General features: G+C 36.8%; 13 protein-coding genes. 3 read left to right on the top strand and 10 right to left on the bottom strand.

Annotated elements, in window-relative coordinates; genetic code table 11:
* Positions 1-245: 245 nt before the first annotated feature.
* On the top strand, positions 246-4,703 hold the full coding sequence (gene gltB, locus A9G17_RS09330; protein WP_065738467.1) for a glutamate synthase large subunit: 4,458 nt from the start codon (positions 246-248) through the stop codon (positions 4,701-4,703).
* Between the two features lie 12 nt (positions 4,704-4,715).
* Positions 4,716-6,128, top strand: coding sequence for an FAD-dependent oxidoreductase (locus tag A9G17_RS09325; RefSeq protein ID WP_065738466.1), 1,413 nt, complete (start codon positions 4,716-4,718; stop codon positions 6,126-6,128).
* Between the two features lie 108 nt (positions 6,129-6,236).
* Here A9G17_RS09325 and A9G17_RS12890 read toward each other — a convergent pair whose 3' ends face one another.
* The 4 genes from A9G17_RS12890 to mazG form a co-directional block, all read right to left on the bottom strand.
* Complete coding sequence (locus A9G17_RS12890; protein ID WP_141677579.1) at positions 6,237-6,584, bottom strand: hypothetical protein; 348 nt, start codon at positions 6,582-6,584, stop codon at positions 6,237-6,239.
* 203 nt (positions 6,585-6,787) lie between these two features.
* A complete protein-coding gene (locus A9G17_RS09315) occupies positions 6,788-7,480 on the bottom strand; it encodes a glutathione S-transferase N-terminal domain-containing protein (protein WP_065738465.1) in 693 nt (230 codons plus the stop codon).
* 94 nt (positions 7,481-7,574) lie between these two features.
* Positions 7,575-8,015 (bottom strand): hypothetical protein, encoded by a 441-nt coding sequence (locus A9G17_RS09310; protein ID WP_065738464.1) that lies wholly within the window; start codon positions 8,013-8,015, stop codon positions 7,575-7,577.
* Between the two features lie 6 nt (positions 8,016-8,021).
* Positions 8,022-8,810 (bottom strand): nucleoside triphosphate pyrophosphohydrolase, encoded by a 789-nt coding sequence (gene mazG / locus A9G17_RS09305; protein ID WP_065738463.1) that lies wholly within the window; start codon positions 8,808-8,810, stop codon positions 8,022-8,024.
* Between the two features lie 231 nt (positions 8,811-9,041).
* On the opposite strand from mazG, the gene A9G17_RS09300 reads away from it, so the two are divergent.
* Complete coding sequence (locus A9G17_RS09300) at positions 9,042-11,045, top strand: OPT family oligopeptide transporter (protein ID WP_065738462.1); 2,004 nt, start codon at positions 9,042-9,044, stop codon at positions 11,043-11,045.
* A gap of 47 nt (positions 11,046-11,092) precedes the next feature.
* Here A9G17_RS09300 and A9G17_RS09295 read toward each other — a convergent pair whose 3' ends face one another.
* The 6 genes from A9G17_RS09295 to A9G17_RS09270 form a co-directional block, all read right to left on the bottom strand.
* A complete protein-coding gene (locus A9G17_RS09295; protein WP_065738461.1) occupies positions 11,093-12,241 on the bottom strand; it encodes a glycerate kinase in 1,149 nt (382 codons plus the stop codon).
* A 62-nt stretch (positions 12,242-12,303) separates the two neighbouring features.
* A complete protein-coding gene (garR, locus tag A9G17_RS09290) occupies positions 12,304-13,185 on the bottom strand; it encodes a 2-hydroxy-3-oxopropionate reductase (RefSeq protein WP_065738460.1) in 882 nt (293 codons plus the stop codon).
* Positions 13,186-13,220: 35 nt separating this feature from the next.
* Positions 13,221-13,991 (bottom strand): 2-dehydro-3-deoxyglucarate aldolase, encoded by a 771-nt coding sequence (gene garL / locus A9G17_RS09285; protein WP_065738459.1) that lies wholly within the window; start codon positions 13,989-13,991, stop codon positions 13,221-13,223.
* 47 nt (positions 13,992-14,038) lie between these two features.
* Positions 14,039-15,373, bottom strand: coding sequence for a glucarate dehydratase (gene gudD / locus A9G17_RS09280; protein WP_065738458.1), 1,335 nt, complete (start codon positions 15,371-15,373; stop codon positions 14,039-14,041).
* 39 nt (positions 15,374-15,412) lie between these two features.
* The gene (locus A9G17_RS09275) at positions 15,413-16,750 is read right to left on the bottom strand and encodes an enolase C-terminal domain-like protein (protein ID WP_065738457.1); all 1,338 of its coding nucleotides are present in this window, start codon (positions 16,748-16,750) and stop codon (positions 15,413-15,415) included.
* A 44-nt stretch (positions 16,751-16,794) separates the two neighbouring features.
* Entirely contained in the window at positions 16,795-18,120 is a 1,326-nt protein-coding gene (locus A9G17_RS09270) for an MFS transporter (protein WP_065738456.1), read from the bottom strand.
* Between the last annotated feature and the right edge of the window lie 125 nt (positions 18,121-18,245).

Raw genomic sequence — 18,245 nt, 5'->3', positions numbered from 1 at the left:
GAATTTATACTTAATAAATTGAATATAGCTATAAAAAAAATTAATTTATTTATAAATGATTAAAAATCATAATAATAAATACAATTATTAGCTTCATTAATAACTTTGATATAAGTTATTAGAAGATTGACTTATAAGTAATATTTATTTGACCAAAATACTATTTTTCTTTAATTTCTTAGTCATTATGGGATTAAAGCCTATTTTTTCTTAAATTATAAAAGCGATGAATTAGAGGCAATGATATGTTATATAACCAGCATCATGAAAAAGATAACTGCGGATTTGGTTTAATAGCTCATATTGAAGGGCAACCAAGTCATAAAGTGGTGCGTACTGCAATACACGGGCTTGCCAGAATGCAACACCGAGGAGCCATACTATCAGACGGTAAAACTGGTGATGGCTGTGGTCTTTTATTACAAAAACCTGATCGTTTTTTTAGACTAGTTGCACAAGAAGCTGGCTGGCGTTTAGCTACCAATTATGCTGTTGGTATGCTATTTTTAAGTCAAGACGAAAAAGAAGCTCAAGCTAGCCGTGATATTGTCGAAGAAGAACTTGCTAATGAAACTTTATCTATTTTAGGTTGGCGTGAAGTACCTATTGATAAAAGTGTTTTAGGCGAAATCGCCTTATCATCACTACCACAAATTGAACAAGTTTTTGTCAATGCCCCTGCTGGATGGACTAAAATTGATTTAGAGCGTCGTTTATATATGGTGCGTCGCCGTATTGAAAAACGAGTACAAGATGATACTTTTTATGTATGCAGTTTTTCAAATCAGGTAAATATCTATAAAGGCCTTTGCATGCCTAAAGATTTACCGCGATTTTATTTAGATTTAGCGGATCTGCGTATGGAAACAGCAATCTGTTTATTCCATCAACGATTTTCAACCAATACGGTTCCTCGTTGGCCGCTTGCCCAACCTTTTAGACATCTAGCCCATAATGGTGAAATTAATACCATTGAAGGTAATAGACAATGGGCAAAAGCACGTTCTTATAAATTTAAAACACCATTGATACCCGATCTACAAGATGCCGCACCTTTCGTAAATGTTACGGGTTCGGATTCAAGTTCATTAGATAATATGCTTGAACTATTTTTAGTGGGCGGTATGGATATAGTGCGTGCTATGCGCCTACTTGTGCCACCTGCATGGCAAAATAATCCTGACATGAACGAAGACCTACGTGCCTTTTTTGATTTTAATTCAATGCATATGGAACCATGGGATGGCCCAGCAGGTATTGTTATGTCTGACGGACGTTACGCAGCCTGTAATTTAGACCGTAATGGTTTGCGCCCTGCTCGTTATGTCATTACCACAGATAAGCTCATCACCTGCGCATCAGAAATTGGTATTTGGGATTATCAACCTGACGAAGTTGTCGCTAAAGGACGCGTTGGCCCAGGCGAACTGATGGTAATTGATACTGAAGAAGGCCGTATTTTACAATCATCAGAAACTGATAACGATCTACAAAAACGTCATCCTTATAAAGAATGGATGGCTAAAAACGTGAAACGACTTATTCCTCTTGAAGATTTACCCGATGAAAATATTGGTTCACGCACCTATGATGATGTATTACTTGCTACCTATCAAAAGCAATTTGGTTATAGTAGTGAAGAGCTCGAACAATGTATTCGAGTTTTAGGTGAAAACGGTCAAGAAGCCACAGGCTCGATGGGAGATGATACGCCATTTGCGGTACTATCAAGCAGACCACGCCTTATTTATGATTACTTCAGACAAAAATTTGCCCAAGTCACCAATCCTCCAATCGATCCATTGCGTGAAGCGCACGTAATGTCACTTTCTACCAGCATTGGACGTGAAATGAATGTTTTTGCTGAAGCAGAAGGACAAGCACATCGTGTGGCATTTAAATATCCGGTTTTAGTTCATTCAGATCTTGAGCAGTTAATCGCCTTAGAGTCTCGCTACTATAAATCTGAAAAACTTGATATGACTTATGATATTGACGGCAGTTTGCGCGATGCAATTGAACAGTTATGTGGTGATGCTGAAGCAAAAGTACGTAATGGTACAGTATTACTAATTCTATCAGATAAAAATATCGCAGCTGATCGCTTACCTATTCCTGCACCTATGGCGTTAGGTGCAGTACAGCAACGCTTAGTTGAAAAGAATTTACGTTGTGATGCAAATATTATTGTAGAAACAGGTAGTTGTCGTGACCCGCATCAATTTGCTGTACTCATCGGTTTTGGTGCTACAGCCATTTATCCTTATTTAGCGTACGAAACTTTAGCAAAAATGGTTGATAATGGCACTATTAATAAATCCTACCGCGAAGCTATTTTGAATTATCGTAATGGGATTAATAAAGGTTTATATAAGATCATGTCTAAAATGGGCATCTCAACCGTTGCCTCTTATCGATGTTCAAAACTATTTGAAGCAGTCGGATTACATAAAGATGTGGTTGATCTCTGCTTCCAAGGAGTCACTAGTCGTATCAGTGGCGCTAATTTTGATGATTTTGCTCAAGACCAATTTAACTTATCCAAAAGTGCTTGGTTACGTCGTAAACCATTAGATCAAGGTGGATTACTTAAATTTGTTTATGGTGGCGAATATCATGCTTATAATCCCGATGTTGTACAATCATTACAACTGGCTGTCAATAATGGCAACTATGAAGATTATAAACGTTATGCTGATATCGTTAATAATCGACCTGTTTCTACATTGCGTGATTTATTAAAACTTAATCCACCTGAAAATGGGGCTATTGCACTTGATGAAGTTGAACCTGAAGAATCATTGTTTAAACGTTTCGACTCAGCAGCAATGTCAATTGGCGCACTTAGCCCAGAAGCGCATGAATCACTTGCAACAGCAATGAATACTTTAGGGGGTTATTCAAATTCTGGTGAGGGAGGTGAAGATCCTGCGCGCTATAACACCATTAAAGTTTCTCGTATTAAACAAGTGGCATCAGGTCGTTTTGGGGTAACACCGGGTTATTTAATGAGTGCAGATGTCATTCAAATTAAAGTGGCACAAGGCGCTAAACCAGGTGAAGGAGGCCAACTACCGGGCGATAAAGTCACACCTTATATTGCTAAATTACGTTTTTCAGTCCCTGGCGTAACCCTAATTTCGCCACCGCCTCATCACGATATTTACTCTATTGAGGATTTAGCTCAGCTAATTTTCGATTTAAAACAGATTAACCCAAATGCAATGATTTCAGTTAAATTGGTTTCAGAGCCAGGCGTAGGAACCATTGCGACTGGTGTGGCTAAAGCTTATGCCGATTTAATCACTATTTCAGGTTATGACGGCGGAACAGGAGCGAGTCCATTAACATCAGTTAAATATGCGGGTTCACCATGGGAGCTGGGACTTGTTGAAACCCAACAATCTTTAGTTGCAAACGGATTACGTCACAAAATACGTTTACAAGTTGATGGTGGATTAAAAACTGGTACAGATATAGTAAAAGCCGCTATTTTAGGTGCAGAAAGCTTTGGTTTTGGTACAGGACCAATGGTTGCCTTAGGTTGTAAATACTTGCGTATTTGTCATCTTAATAATTGTGCAACAGGTGTTGCTACCCAAGATGAAAAATTACGGAGTGAGCATTATCATGGTTTACCGGAAAAAGCCATGAATTATTTCCGCTTTATTGCACGTAATACCCGAGAAGTTATGGCTGAGCTCGGTGTAAGTCGTATTGTTGATTTAATCGGACGGACGGATCTTCTTTTAGAACTGGACGGTATTACCGCTAAACAACAAAAACTGGATTTATCAAGTCTGCTCGAAACAGCTACACCACATGAAGGTAAACCGGTTTACTGCATTGAAGATAATAAACCATTTGATAAAGGTGTGCTTAATAAAGAGATCATCACACAAACCCAACAGTTTGTTGATGCGCGCCAAAGTAAAAGTTTCTACTTTGATATTCAAAACACAGACCGTTCTGTGGGCACTAGTCTATCGGGCTATATTGCCAAAAAATATGGTGATCAAGGTTTAGTATCAGAACCAATCTCATTAAACTTCAATGGCACAGCCGGTCAAAGTTTTGGTGTATGGAATGCTGGTGGCGTAGATTTAACCCTAACAGGTGATGCCAACGACTATGTTGGGAAAGGCATGGCAGGCGGTCGCATTGTGATTCGTCCACCTCAAGGCTCTGCATTTTTAAGCCATGAAGCAACTATCGCTGGAAATACCTGTCTCTATGGTGCAACTGGAGGTAAATTATACGCAGCAGGTCGTGCTGGCGAACGTTTTGCTGTACGTAATTCTGGTGCCATTAGTGTGGTTGAGGGCATTGGTGATAACGGTTGTGAATATATGACTGGCGGTATTGTTTGTGTTTTAGGTAAAACCGGTGTTAACTTTGGTGCGGGAATGACGGGTGGCTTTGCTTATATCTTAGATATTGATGGTGATTTTGATAAACGCATAAATAAAGAATTAGTTGAAATGTTAAATGTTGCTGATTACCCAATTCATGAAGAACATCTTCGTGGCTTAATCATGGAACATGCTCAACTGACCAACTCATCTCGTGCGGAAGAAATCTTAGCTAATTGGCAAGAATTTGCTAAACAATTTGTATTAGTTAAACCAAAATCCAGCGATGTAAAAGCACTACTTGGTCATCGTAGTCGTTCATCAGCAGAACTACGCGTTCAGGCACAGTAAGGAGAACACGAAATGAGTCAAAATGTCTATCAGTTTATCGATTTACAACGTGTTGATCCGCCTAAAAAATCGCTAAACATCCGTAAAATAGAATTTGTTGAAATTTATGAAGGCTTTTCAGCTTCGCAGTCTCAAGCGCAAGCAGATCGTTGCTTAGCATGTGGTAATCCATATTGTGAGTGGCGATGTCCTGTGCATAACTATATTCCTAATTGGCTAAAACTAGTTAACGAAGGCAAAATTTTAGAAGCGGTTGAACTATCTCATCAAACGAATAGTTTACCTGAAGTTTGTGGACGCGTTTGCCCGCAAGACCGTCTTTGTGAAGGTTCTTGTACTCTTAATGCAGAATTTGGTGCAGTTACCATTGGTAATATTGAACGTTATATCACTGATGAAGCATTCAAAATGGGATGGAAACCGAATCTATCAAATGTCGAAAAAACTGGATTAAAAGTGGCGATTATTGGTGCTGGTCCAGCAGGTCTTGCTTGCGCTGATGTCTTAGTACGTAATGGGGTTACTCCGGTGGTTTTCGATCGTCATCCAGAAATTGGTGGGTTGTTAACGTTTGGTATTCCTGCCTTTAAATTAGATAAAGAAGTATTAATTAACCGCCGTCGTATTTTTACCGAAATGGGCGTTGAATTCAGATTGAACACCGAAGTTGGCAAAACGATACAACTGGCTGATTTACTCAATGAATTTGCAGCGGTCTTTATTGGCACAGGAACATACCAATCTATGCGTGCAGGGCTTGAAAATGAAGATGCAAATGGTGTCTATGATGCATTACCATTTTTGATTGCTAATACTAAGCACATTATGAAACATGAGCAAACACAAGATACACCATATGTTGACATGAAAAATAAACGTGTCGTCGTATTAGGTGGTGGTGATACCGCCATGGACTGTGTGCGAACATCTATCCGTCAAGGTGCAACCGAAGTAACATGTGCTTATCGTCGTGATGAAGCCAATATGCCTGGCTCTAAACGTGAAGTCAAAAATGCCAAAGAAGAAGGCGTACAATTCCAATTTAATGTGCAACCGCTTAGCATTGAAATCAATAAAACAGGGCAAGTGACAGGTGTAAAAATGGTAAGAACTGAGCTTGGTGAGCCTGATGCCAAAGGTCGTCGATCACCGGTGGTTATCGAAGGTTCTGAATTTGTTCTTCCTGCCGATGCTGTCGTTATGGCATTTGGATTTAAACCACATGCAATGCCGTGGCTAGCCGAGCATGGTGTTGATTTTGACGATAAAGGACGAATAATCGCACCTGAAATAAAAGGTTATCAAACAACCAATTCCAAAATCTTTGCGGGTGGCGATGCGGTCCGTGGCTCTGATTTAGTTGTAACGGCAATTAGCGAAGGCCGTAAAGCTGCTGCGGGTATCTTGGATTATTTAGAAGTATAATTGCTAGTTTTTTAATAAAAATAAAACCCGCTTTAATATAAGCGGGTTTTTAATTATAGATAAGTTCATTTCAGCAATAGTCTATCCAATAATGAATAATGTAAAAAATTAAGCCAATTCTGCATCTACTATTGGTTGTTCATTTCCATATTCATCAATTAAAGAAATTGATAACCAATCAACACCATCGCAGAGTAGCTGTTGCCACGTGATTTTACGCTCATCAATTAAGTTCACATTGCCATTTTCATCTAAGTCATAAAGTTCTTTCTCAGAATCATAGTCAATACTGTAGCCAAATGTTAATTTTATTTTTGACGCAGGCACATTAAGTTTTTCAAGTGATCTATTGTTCTTTTCTTCATTAGAGTGACTATCACAAAACATTGCGTTATATCCATGCACCGTTTCATCAAATAGCAATATTTCTTCTTTACTATTAATGGATTTTGTCACAATTTTAATATTGGAAAAAGTTGGCTCTACACCAGTAATATAGCCATTTTCTAATTCACCATAATAGTAAATTTCAAACTATTGTTCTTTATTGAATGACTGGATAAAAAAGATGTTACCCCGTTAAACTCATCTTCGATAATGTTTATAGCGTATTGTGTTAAACGGGATGGTATTTTCATGTTATTTCTTCTTATCGTTACTTATCTATGTAAACGATAAGGTTCGTCCATCGCAACAAAAGATTGTTCTTGTAATGCATCATTTATCCAATCTTTAATGCCTTTGGTATTACAAATAGTATCAATATAGTTGTTAAGAATTGGGCTGGTTGCTATATGATAATTTTTTAATCTTAGGCATAAAGGAGCATAAAAACCATCGGCTATACTAAAATCGCCAAACAAATAGTCACAATTTGATTTTTTCGAAATTAATAACGAGGATAGCAAATCATCTAAAAACATGATTTCTTTTTTTACCTCTAAATGGTCTCGTAATATTATTTGCCCTATTTGAGGAAACTCAGCTTCAATATTCATCGGCAAATAAGTTCGAATAGCTTGAAATCCAGAATGCATTTTAGCGACTAAACTTCGAGCAATTGCTCTTTTTTTGGGGTCAGCTGGCCATAAAGCTAGGTCGTGATGCTTTTCAGCTAAATATTCACAAATAGCTAAAGAGTCACTGATCACTAAATCTTCATCAATTAGGATAGGTACAGTGCCATATTTTGAAACAGAGCACATTGTCCTTTTAAACAAAGAATCATCATTAAAACTATCAAATTTAACAAGCTTTTCGTTAAAAGGAATATCAAAATATTTCATCACAACCCAAGGACGCATAGACCATGTTGAGTAGTTTTTATTGCCAATATAAAGTGTATAATTCATATTCAATATCCCTTTTAACAAAATTAATTAAAATCGAAAAACTTGTTCGCTAACCAACTTTTCTTTTTTAAATAATATTTAATCCAAATGTTATTTATAAATAAACTAAATTGGTACCTTTTTCTGGTTGGAAAACAGCTTTTCCAAATTCATCTAGAAAATAAGCAATGTGATCCGATTTATCTCCTAATAAACGACCTTTAACTTTATTCCACGTTAATAATGCTATCGTTGAATCAGGTTCACAGCAAATTAACATAGGTTGTTGAAGTTCATCATTCCAATAGAACTGACCACCATATAATTTATGCGCAGTTAATAACAGATAACAGCCATATTCTTGCGATATCATATTCAGTTGTTCTTCTGGCAGACCAAAACTTTTATCAGCCATTTCTCCAATGATCATCTCAACAACGGTAATGCTTTTTTCGGAGTAATCGAGTTGGTTAATACTCCAAGTTGGACTGTGTAAAATAGCATTTTGTGCCCATGCTTCGATTTCTTGATACAATTCATTTTTTTGTTTAATCATTTTGATTCACTTTAAACGTTTATTATCTTGTTCTAATTGCTTAACACTTTGCCATGCATCTTCCATTTCTTCAAGTGTTGCGTTAGGTAAAGCACGATCTTTTTGTTTGAGTATTGATTCTACCTGCTTAAAACGCCGTTCGAATTTTTTATTAGCTTGTTGTAAACAGAGTTCTGACTTTACCTTTAAATGTCTGGCTAAATTAACAGTAGCAAAAAACAGATCACCAAGCTCCTCTTCAATTTTTTGTTGATTGCGTTCAGTTTGATTGAGCTCTTGTTCTACTTCTCCAATTTCTTCTTTTACTTTATCTAATACAGGTTGTAATTCATTCCAATCAAATCCAACTGATGCACAACGTTTTTGAATTTTTTCGGCTTTCATTAAAGCTGGGATAGAATTGGGTATATCATCTAATATTGAATATTGTGCTCGTTTATCACGTTCTTGTTGTTTTAATTGTTCCCAATTAGGTTTTTCTTTCATTTTATCGGTAAAGATATGGGGATGACGACTGACTAACTTATCGGCAACAGCATTACAGATATCATCAAAATTGAACTCCCCTTGCTCATTAGCTAAATCAGCATAAAAAATGATTTGAAATAATAAGTCACCCAATTCATTTTTTAATTCTTGCATATTTTGATGATCAATGGCATCTAAGACTTCATAGGTTTCTTCTAAAGTATAACTTTTTAAAGATGCGAAAGTTTGTACTCTATCCCATTCACAACCATCAATAGGATCACGAAGTTGCTTAGTAATAGTTTGTAGGCGTTTTAGTCCATTCACGATACCGACACCTCTAGGATTTTAACAATGATCACATATTGTAAAGCTTTTAAGTTAAAAACGGTTATTATTTTACACTCGAATTAACACAAATTTTTAATATAACGAGTAAAAATTTTATCGAAAATTATAATAAAAAGTATAAATATTCTGTTATTAATAGAACTTCTAGTCGATAAAAGCGAATTAAGTATATAATAGCTTCTTATCAAATTAACCTAATGACATAATATGAATAATTTACGAGAACTTACATTAAGAGGCACTATTTTAGGTGCTTTTATAACTGTCATTTTTACTGCATCGAATGTCTATCTTGGCTTAAAAGTCGGATTAACATTTTCATCGGCTATACCTGCCGCAGTAATTTCAATGGCAATATTGAGGCTGTTTTCAGGATCAACAATCTTAGAAAATAATATGGTGCAAACCCAAGCTTCCGCTGCGGGTACATTATCTTCAATTATATTTGTTTTACCTGGCTTATTAATGATTGGGTATTGGCAAAGTTTTCCATTTTGGTTAACACTTGCAATTTGTGCCGCAGGTGGAATGCTAGGAGTACTATTTTCAATCCCGTTGCGTCACGTTATGGTGGTCAAAAGTAATTTACCCTATCCAGAAGGTGTTGCTGCTGCCGAAATATTAAAAGCTGGATCAAAGACTGAAGGAAATGACGCTAATGATGGACTAAAAGATATTTTATTTGGTGGTGTGGTAGCCTCCATTGTGAGTTTATTTACTAATGGTTTTAGAATTTTGTCAGACAGCACCGCTTATTGGTTTACTGCTGGTAAATCCATTTTTCAACTACCGATGGGCTTTTCTTTAGCGCTTTTGAGTGCTGGTTACTTGATAGGTATTATGTCAGGTATAGCGGTTTTAATTGGAACAATTATTGCTTGGCTATTTGGCATTCCAATTTTAAGTCTAATTAGTGATTATGATTCAAGTCAACCTTTATCACAAATTGCTATGGGATTTTGGGCTAAAGATATTCGCTTTATTGGTGCTGGTACTATTGCTATCGCAGCTATTTGGACACTACTTACTTTAATCAAACCAGTAATCGAAGGATTAAAAATTTCATTCAAAACCATGCGCTCTGATGTTTCAGCGAGCGATATTGCCCCAATAGATCAAGATTTATCACCTAAAACGATATTCTTAATCATGGCAGGCATGTTGATGATTCTACTTATTACCTTTTATGCGTTTATTGCTGATAGTGGATTATCATTAGGCGTAGCATGGTCATTAGTCATATGTGCAGTTCTATTTGCATTTATTATGGGCTTTTTAGTAGCTGCTGCTTGTGGTTATATGGCAGGATTAGTTGGATCATCCGCGAGTCCAATCTCAGGCATTGCGATTGTGGCTGCTATTGTTATTTCACTTATCTTACTTGGTTTAGGCGAAATCAATGGCATGTTGGACTCTATAGAAGGTACTAATTTTGCAACAGCCCTCGCACTATTTACCACCAGTGCTGTTTTAGCCGTGGCATGTATTTCTAATGATAACCTGCAAGATCTAAAAACGGGTTATTTAGTCCAAGCCACACCATGGAAACAGCAAGTCGCATTATTAATCGGTTGTATTGTTGGCGCTATTGTTATTGCCCCTATCTTAGAAATTTTATACAACGCTTATGGCTTCACTGGTGCGGTTCCTCGTCCAGATATGGATCAATCCCAAGTATTAGCAGCGCCACAAGCAACTCTTATGACAACCATTGCTAAAGGTATTTTTTCACATAATCTTGATTGGACCATGATCTTAATAGGATTAGCAGTTGGTGCTGTTATTATTATTATTGACTTAGTTTTAGCTGCTAATAACTCTAAATTTCGATTGCCTGCTCTTGCAGTTGGTTTAGGTATTTATCTACCGCCAAGCATTACTATGCCTATCTTCGTGGGAACAGTATTATCATGGATTATAAAACGTAATGCTTATGCAAAAGCAAGAACGCTTAAATTGAATCCAGAAGAAGAGTATAAAAAAGTCGATCGAAAAGCTGCATTAATTGCTTCAGGTCTGATTGTTGGTGAGAGCTTAGTCGGGGTAATTTTAGCTGTTGTAATTGTAATTAGCATTGCTAGTGGTGGTAGTGATGCTCCACTTGCCATACCAACTGATTTAGGGGTATTACCTCAATATCTAGGACTTTTGGTTTTCGTGACTATTTGTGTGTTATTTATTCGCCGAGCATTATCAGTGCTTAAACGATAATTCTATTATGATGCCCTTTATCATAATGAGATAAAGGGTATAATAAACTATTTAAGGGTATTTCCTAATTTAAGCGTTAAGGCGATATTCATTGATGTCTGAAAAAGATTCGCTCTTGCTGCCGTAGGCTCTAGAACCTCGGATAAGGTAGCAACTTTACTTAAAATGCTAAACATCGCATTAATCCCATAAGGATAAATAGTTTCTGCTTTATCACCTAAACTCCCAACAATTGCTATAACTGGTTTTTGATATTTTTGAGCAATACGGGCAACACCTACAGGGACCTTACCATTGATACTTTGATAATCTAATCGTCCTTCACCCGTAATAACTAAATCGGCATTTGAAATAAGTGTATCTAAATTTAAAGTTTCAGTAATAATTTCAATTCCAGGCCTTAATTTAGCATTCATAAACGCTAATAAAGCGGCTCCCATTCCCCCAGCAGCACCTGTTCCTGGAGTAGATTCAATATCAATATTAAAACTATTTTTTATTATTTGGGCAAAATGTTTAAGATTTTTATCAAGCAAATAAACATCGGCGAGTGACGCTCCTTTTTGTGGTCCAAATATGAATGAAGCACCATTTTCACCCGTTAAAGGATTAGTAACATCACAAGCGACTTCAAAATCACAATCTTTAATTCGTCGATCAATTTCACTAATGTCAATTTTATCTAGTTCACTTAATGAAATACCGCCATAACCGATTTGGTTACCATATTTATCTAAAAGTTTAACACCTAATGCTTGCAACATTCCGGCACCGCCGTCATTTGTTGCACTACCACCTATACCAATGATAAATTTTTTACAACCTTTATCAAGAGCATCTTTGATTAATTCTCCAGTACCATATGAGGTAGTAATTTTAGCATCTCGTTTACTCACAGGTACACGCTCAAGGCCACTTGCTGAAGCCATTTCTATCACAGCTGTTTGTCCATCTCCTGAAATACCATAAAAAGCAAAACCTTTTTCGCCTAATGGATCAGTAATAGATACTGTGATTTTATTACCATTTAATGCATCAACCATTGCATCAACAGTCCCCTCACCTCCATCAGCAACTGGTATTAAAAAATATTCAGCCTGTGGGTAAACGTTTAAAAATCCTTTTTTAATTATATTAGCAACTTCAATAGCACTTAGGCTTTCTTTAAAAGAATCAGGAGCGATGACAATTTTCATATCTATCCTTATGGAATTAGTCAAAGTTATTGAGTATGTCTCCATACTCAATTTTAACCTTATTATTTAATTTCTATTTTTGCTAAACTCTCATAGTAACGTGCTAACGCACTATGATCGCATTCTCCCATACCATCAGTTTTAAGGGCTTGCATCATTTCCATTACAGCTGCAGTTAATGGTAATGACGTACCAACACCGTGAGAAGTATCTAAAGCATTTTGTAAATCTTTAATATGTAAATCAATTCTAAAACCAGGTTTAAAGTTACGATTTAAAACCATTGGCGCTTTAGCATCTAATACCGTACTTCCAGCTAATCCTCCACGAATGGCTTGATAAACTAATTCAGGATTTACACCAGCTTTAGTTGCTAATACTAATGCCTCAGACATAGCTGCAATATTCAAAGCAACAATTACTTGATTTGCTAATTTAGTAACATTTCCAGCACCAATTTCACCTGTGTAAACAACTGAACCTGCCATAGCTTTCATTATGTCATAATGTTTATCAAAAATAGTTTTATCTCCCCCCACCATAACAGATAATGTGCCATCAATTGCTTTTGGTTCTCCACCACTAACTGGCGCATCTAACATTGCCAAACCTTTTTTAACAACTTCATCATGAATTTCACGACTAGCTAAAGGTGCAATTGAACTCATATCTATGATAGTAGTGCCCAGTTTAGCACCATCAATTATACCATTTTCGCCTAAAACAACTTCTTTTACATGTGGTGAATTAGGTAACATAGTAATTATAACGTCACAGAGTTGAGCAACTTCTTTTGCATTTACAGCACGTTGTGCTCCAGCAGCAACAACTTCATCAACTGATGATTGATTTTTATCACAAACTACTAATGAATAACCCGCTTTTAACAGGTTTTTGCTCATCGGTTTACCCATAATACCTAAACCAATAAAACCAATTTTCATTTTACTCTCCTTTTTTACAATTAAACTAGTACTAGTTACTTTAAAAACTTATCGGCTAATGTTTGAGTTGAGTTTCTTAACAAACTAAGATCACTGCCAACCGCTACGAATGTTGCTCCCATTGCAATATAATGATGAGCATCAGCTTCAATCGGTGCTAAAATGCCACATGCTTTACCTTGTGTTTTAGCTACCTCAAAAACATGTTTTATTGCGGCTTGCACGTCAGGATGCTTAGGATTTCCAAAATGTCCTAATGAAGCAGATAAATCACTTGGTCCAACAAAAATACCATCAACACCCTCAACTGCAGTGATTGCTTCAACGTTATCAACTGCCTGTTGAGTCTCAATTTGTACCATTACACAAATATTTTGATTAATTTTGGTGAAATAATCTGGAATTGTTCCAAAAGCATTACTACGGTGAGCGACTGAAACGCCTCTTAGACCTTCCGGTGGATAACGAGTATAAGATACAGCTTGTTTAGCTTGTTCTACCGTTTCTATATAAGGAATTAAAAAGTTATAAAATCCGATATCAAGTAATCGTTTAATTAATACTTGATCATTCGAAGCTGGACGAACGACCGGTGCACTAATACTATCTTTTAATGCCATTAATTGTGGCACAAATGTCATAACATCATTAATGGCATGTTCACCATCGAGTAACAGCCAATCAAAACCAGCTAAACCAAGTATTTCAGTTGAAATTGGATTTCCTAAAGCAGCCCAACAACCAATAAGTTTTTTACGTTCTAACATATCTTGTTTAAATTGATTGTGGCAGGTTATTTTTTTCATAATTTACCTTTTTGATTATCGCGTTATTTTTGATAATAATAGTTTGATTATCTAACCAAACATGGTTTTTTATTATCAAACTGCCAGCCTGAAATTAAATATTGCATAGCCATTGCATCATTACGGTTGCCAAGACCCATCGTTTTAAATAGCTCATGAGCTTTCATCACCTGATCCATATCAATTTCAATTCCTAAACCAGGTTTTTCTGGAACTTTAATTTTACCGTTAGTGATTTGTAATGGTTCTTTAGTCAAACGTTGGTTACCTTCTTGCCAAATCCAATGGGTATCAAGTGCTGTTGGATTACCGGGTGCAGCTGCGCCAACGTGTGTGAACATCGCCAACGAGATATCAAAATGATTATTAGAGTGTGACCCCCACGTTAAACCAAATTCATGACACATTTGTGCAACACGTACAGAACCATTCATAGTCCAAAAGTGAGGATCTGCTAATGGAATATCAACGGATTGTAATGATAATGTGTGTCCCATTTGACGCCAATCGGTTGCAATCATATTAGTCGCTGTCGGTAAACCAGTGGCACGACGAAATTCAGCCATGACTTCTCGCCCTGAATAACCTTGTTCAGCACCACAAGGATCTTCTGCATAAGCCAACGTATCTTTTAAATACTTACCAATACGAATTGCTTCATCTAATCGCCATCCACCATTAGGATCGAGTGTTACTCGAGCTTCTGGGAATCTCTTTTTTATTGCAATTACGGCTTCTGCTTCATCTTCTGCAGATAAAACGCCACCTTTCAATTTGAAATCACGAAAACCATATTTTTCATAGGTTGCTTGAGCTAACTGCGCAATTTTTTCAGGCGTTAATGCTTCTTCATGTCGTAGGTGATACCAATCACATTTTTCATCATCTTGACTTTGATAAGGTAAATCCGTCTTCTTACGATCGCCTATATAAAATAAGTATCCCAACATTTCGACTTCATCACGTTGTTGCCCATCACCCAGTAATGATGCAACCGTGACACCTAAATGTTTACCTAATAAATCTAACATTGCTGCTTCAATGGCAGTAACAACATGAATTGTTGAACGCTGATCAAATGTCTGATTGCCTCGCCCACCAACATCACGATCAGCAAATTGAAAGCGCACACGATTCATAATATTTTTATAGTGCCCAATAGATTGACCAACGACTAATGATTTAGCATCTTCTAATGTTTTAGTAACTGTTCCTACACATGGAACTTCGCCGACACCGATGTTACCAGAGTTATCTTTTAGGATAACGATATTTCGAGTAAAATACGGCGCATGAGCTCCACTTAAATTAAGTAACATACTGTCATATCCAGCAACAGGATAAACATGCATTTCCGTTATAATTGGTGTTGATAAACTCATAAAATTAACCTCTTAAATTTTTATTTCTCTAATTCTGCGTTAACGAACCATACAAGGTCGTTTGCGATCAAACTGCCATCCAGGAATTAAATACTGCATAGCAATAGCATCATTACGTGCACCATTCGCTAATTTTTTATGTAATTCGTGGGCTTTCATGATTTGTTGCATATCTAATTCAATGCCTAGTCCAGGTTTATCATGCAATTTAATTTTGCCATTAGTGATTTGTAATGGGTTTTTAGTCAATCGTGACTGACCTTCTTGCCATATCCAATGGGTATCAAGTGCAGTTGGATTACCGGGGGCTGATGCACCTACATGACTAAACATCGCTAAAGAGATATCAAAATGATTATTGGAATGACACCCCCAAGTTAAGCCCCATTCATGGCATAGTTGAGCAACACGACTTGCACCTGTTAAAGTCCAAAAGTGCGGATCAGCTAAGGGTATATCAACGGCTTGTAACATAATTGAGTGACACATTTCTCGCCAGTTTGTTGCAACCATATTCGTTGCTGTTGATAGACCTGTTGCACGACGAAACTCTGCCATTACTTCTCGTCCTGAATAACCATTTTCAGCACCACAAGGATCTTCAGCATAAGTCAATATATGGTTGAGTCCTTTACATAATTGTATTGCGTCTTCCAATAACCAACCGCCATTAGGATCTATGGTGATTCGTGCATCTGGAAAATGTTTTTTTAGTTCAATAACAGTTTCAATTTCTGTTTCACCCGCTAATACACCACCTTTCATTTTGAAATCTTTAAAACCATAACGATCTTTTGCAACTTCGGCTAATTCTAATACCGATTGTACTGTCATCGCTTGACGACGACGAACGTTGTACCATTCATGGCCTGTTTTGATGGGCTGGTCATAAGACAGATTAGTTTTCTTATCATCGCCAATATAAAATAAATAGCCCAAAACAGTTACTTCATCTCTCTGTTTTCCACCACCGAGTAATTCAGCCACAGGTACATTTAAAAATTGCCCCATTAAATCCAATAGTGCAGACTCTAAGGCCGCAACGGCATTAACTCGTAGTTCAAATGTCCATGCACCTTTACCAAAAGTATCATAATCAGAATCTAAGTAGCCTTGATGCATATCATTTACAATACGATTCAGAATCGAAATAGGTCTACCCTCAACATGAGCACAAGCATCTTTCAATGCATTTTCAATCGTTGAACCTCCTGGAGCTTCACCAACACCAACATGTCCTGCACTATCAGTCAATATCACAATATTGCGAGTAAAGTATGGACCATGTGCCCCACCAATGTTCATTAACATACTGTCGTAACCGGCAACAGGAATAACTTGCATTGAGGTTATAATAGGAACGGATTGGGTATTCATATTACGATTCTCCATTTCATAAATTCATTTAGTTATATTTAATCTTATTTTTTCAATTCCATTCGTTTAATTGGACCAACAAGAAATAAATAACTAAAAGCAGCAACAAGTGCGTGACCAGCTACAAAAACAAGTGCCCATTCAAAGCGACCTGTCCATGCCACAATATAACCAATAATAATTGGAGAAATGATACTTGATGCATTACCAAACATATTAAATAACCCACCCGCTAGACCGCTCATTTCTTTTGGCGCAGTATCAGCCATTACAGCCCAACCGAGTGCACCGACACCTTTGCCAAAAAAGGCCATTGACATAAATAAAATAACGAGTCCAATTGAATCAACGTAATTACACATGATCATTGTCATTGAAAATAACATACCTAAAATGATCGGCGTTTTACGTGCTTTTGATAAAGAGTTTGTTTTGCGCATAATAAAATCAGAAATAACACCACCACTAATTCCACCAATAAAACCACAAATAGCAGGCACCGCAGCAGCAAATCCGACTTCTTTAATATTCATTCCACGTTGTGTTGCCAAATAAATAGGGAACCAAGTGATAAAGAAAAATGTTAAACAGTTAATACAATATTGACCTAAGTAAACACCAAGCAACATTCTATTCGTCAATAATTGCCATAAATAACTTAATTTTGGACCTTCTTGCTTACCATTTTCTTTTTTCTGATCCATATCCACTAAAGCACCACCTTCAACGATATAATCAACTTCGGCTTGATTGGCTAAAGGATGATCTTTAGGGTTACGAATAACAAATAAAGTAACAACACTGACAAAAATACCCAATCCACCCATAAAGAAAAATACTGATTGCCAACCATATTCATGGGTCAGCCAACCCATAATTGGAGCAAAAATAACCGTTGCAAAATATTGGGCTGAGTTAAAAATAGCAACCGCTGTTGCTCTTTCTTTCGCGGGAAACCAAGCTGCAGTAATACGACTATTGCCCGGGAATGATGGCGCTTCAGCAAGCCCCATTAAAAATCGGAAAGTAAAAAGCATAACTAGTGCCCAAGCACCTATAAAAAAATGTACAGTACCTTGTAACAAGGTAAAAATTGACCAAAATAAAATACTAAAGAAATAAACCCGTTTTGAGCCAAATTTATCTAATAACCAACCTCCAGGTAATTGCCCGATTACGTATGCAATACCAAAGGATGACATAACCCATCCCATTGCAGCGGCATCAAAACCCAATTCTCCCGACATTGCTTTACCAGCTATACCTAATGTTGCTCTATCTCCGTAGTTAATCGCTGTGACTATGAATAAAAAAACGACCGTCATCCATCTGGCATTGGTCCTTTTTTGTTTGGTTTTGTTTATTTCCATGTTTAGCTCCTAACTGATAACACTCAGTTAATAATTAAATATTAAAGATTTAGCTGAAGTAGAAAATAAATAGACTTTTTACATTTCTAAGTAATCCACTAATGGTAGATAAGTATGGAGGGTTC

The organism is Gilliamella sp. wkB7 (assembly GCF_001693435.1).
Classification (GTDB): Bacteria; Pseudomonadota; Gammaproteobacteria; order Enterobacterales; family Orbaceae; genus Gilliamella; species Gilliamella apicola_N.
The sequence above is the reverse complement of the archived record's forward strand: the minus strand, read 5'-3'. Positions and strand labels throughout refer to the sequence as shown.

Bases quoted from the DNA above. Each gene is read 5' to 3' on its own strand.
- A9G17_RS09315 (WP_065738465.1), bottom strand. From the start codon at position 7,480: ATGAATTATACACTTTATATTGGCAATAAAAACTACTCAACATGGTCT.
- garL (WP_065738459.1), bottom strand. From the start codon at position 13,991: ATGAAAAAAATAACCTGCCACAATCAATTTAAACAAGATATGTTAGAA.
- garR (WP_065738460.1), bottom strand. From the start codon at position 13,185: ATGAAAATTGGTTTTATTGGTTTAGGTATTATGGGTAAACCGATGAGC.
- A9G17_RS09275 (WP_065738457.1), bottom strand. From the start codon at position 16,750: ATGAATACCCAATCCGTTCCTATTATAACCTCAATGCAAGTTATTCCT.
- A9G17_RS09325 (WP_065738466.1), top strand. From the start codon at position 4,716: ATGAGTCAAAATGTCTATCAGTTTATCGATTTACAACGTGTTGATCCG.
- A9G17_RS09295 (WP_065738461.1), bottom strand. From the start codon at position 12,241: ATGAAAATTGTCATCGCTCCTGATTCTTTTAAAGAAAGCCTAAGTGCT.
- gudD (WP_065738458.1), bottom strand. From the start codon at position 15,373: ATGAGTTTATCAACACCAATTATAACGGAAATGCATGTTTATCCTGTT.
- A9G17_RS09270 (WP_065738456.1), bottom strand. From the start codon at position 18,120: ATGGAAATAAACAAAACCAAACAAAAAAGGACCAATGCCAGATGGATG.
- gltB (WP_065738467.1), top strand. From the start codon at position 246: ATGTTATATAACCAGCATCATGAAAAAGATAACTGCGGATTTGGTTTA.
- A9G17_RS09300 (WP_065738462.1), top strand. From the start codon at position 9,042: ATGAATAATTTACGAGAACTTACATTAAGAGGCACTATTTTAGGTGCT.
- A9G17_RS09310 (WP_065738464.1), bottom strand. From the start codon at position 8,015: ATGATTAAACAAAAAAATGAATTGTATCAAGAAATCGAAGCATGGGCA.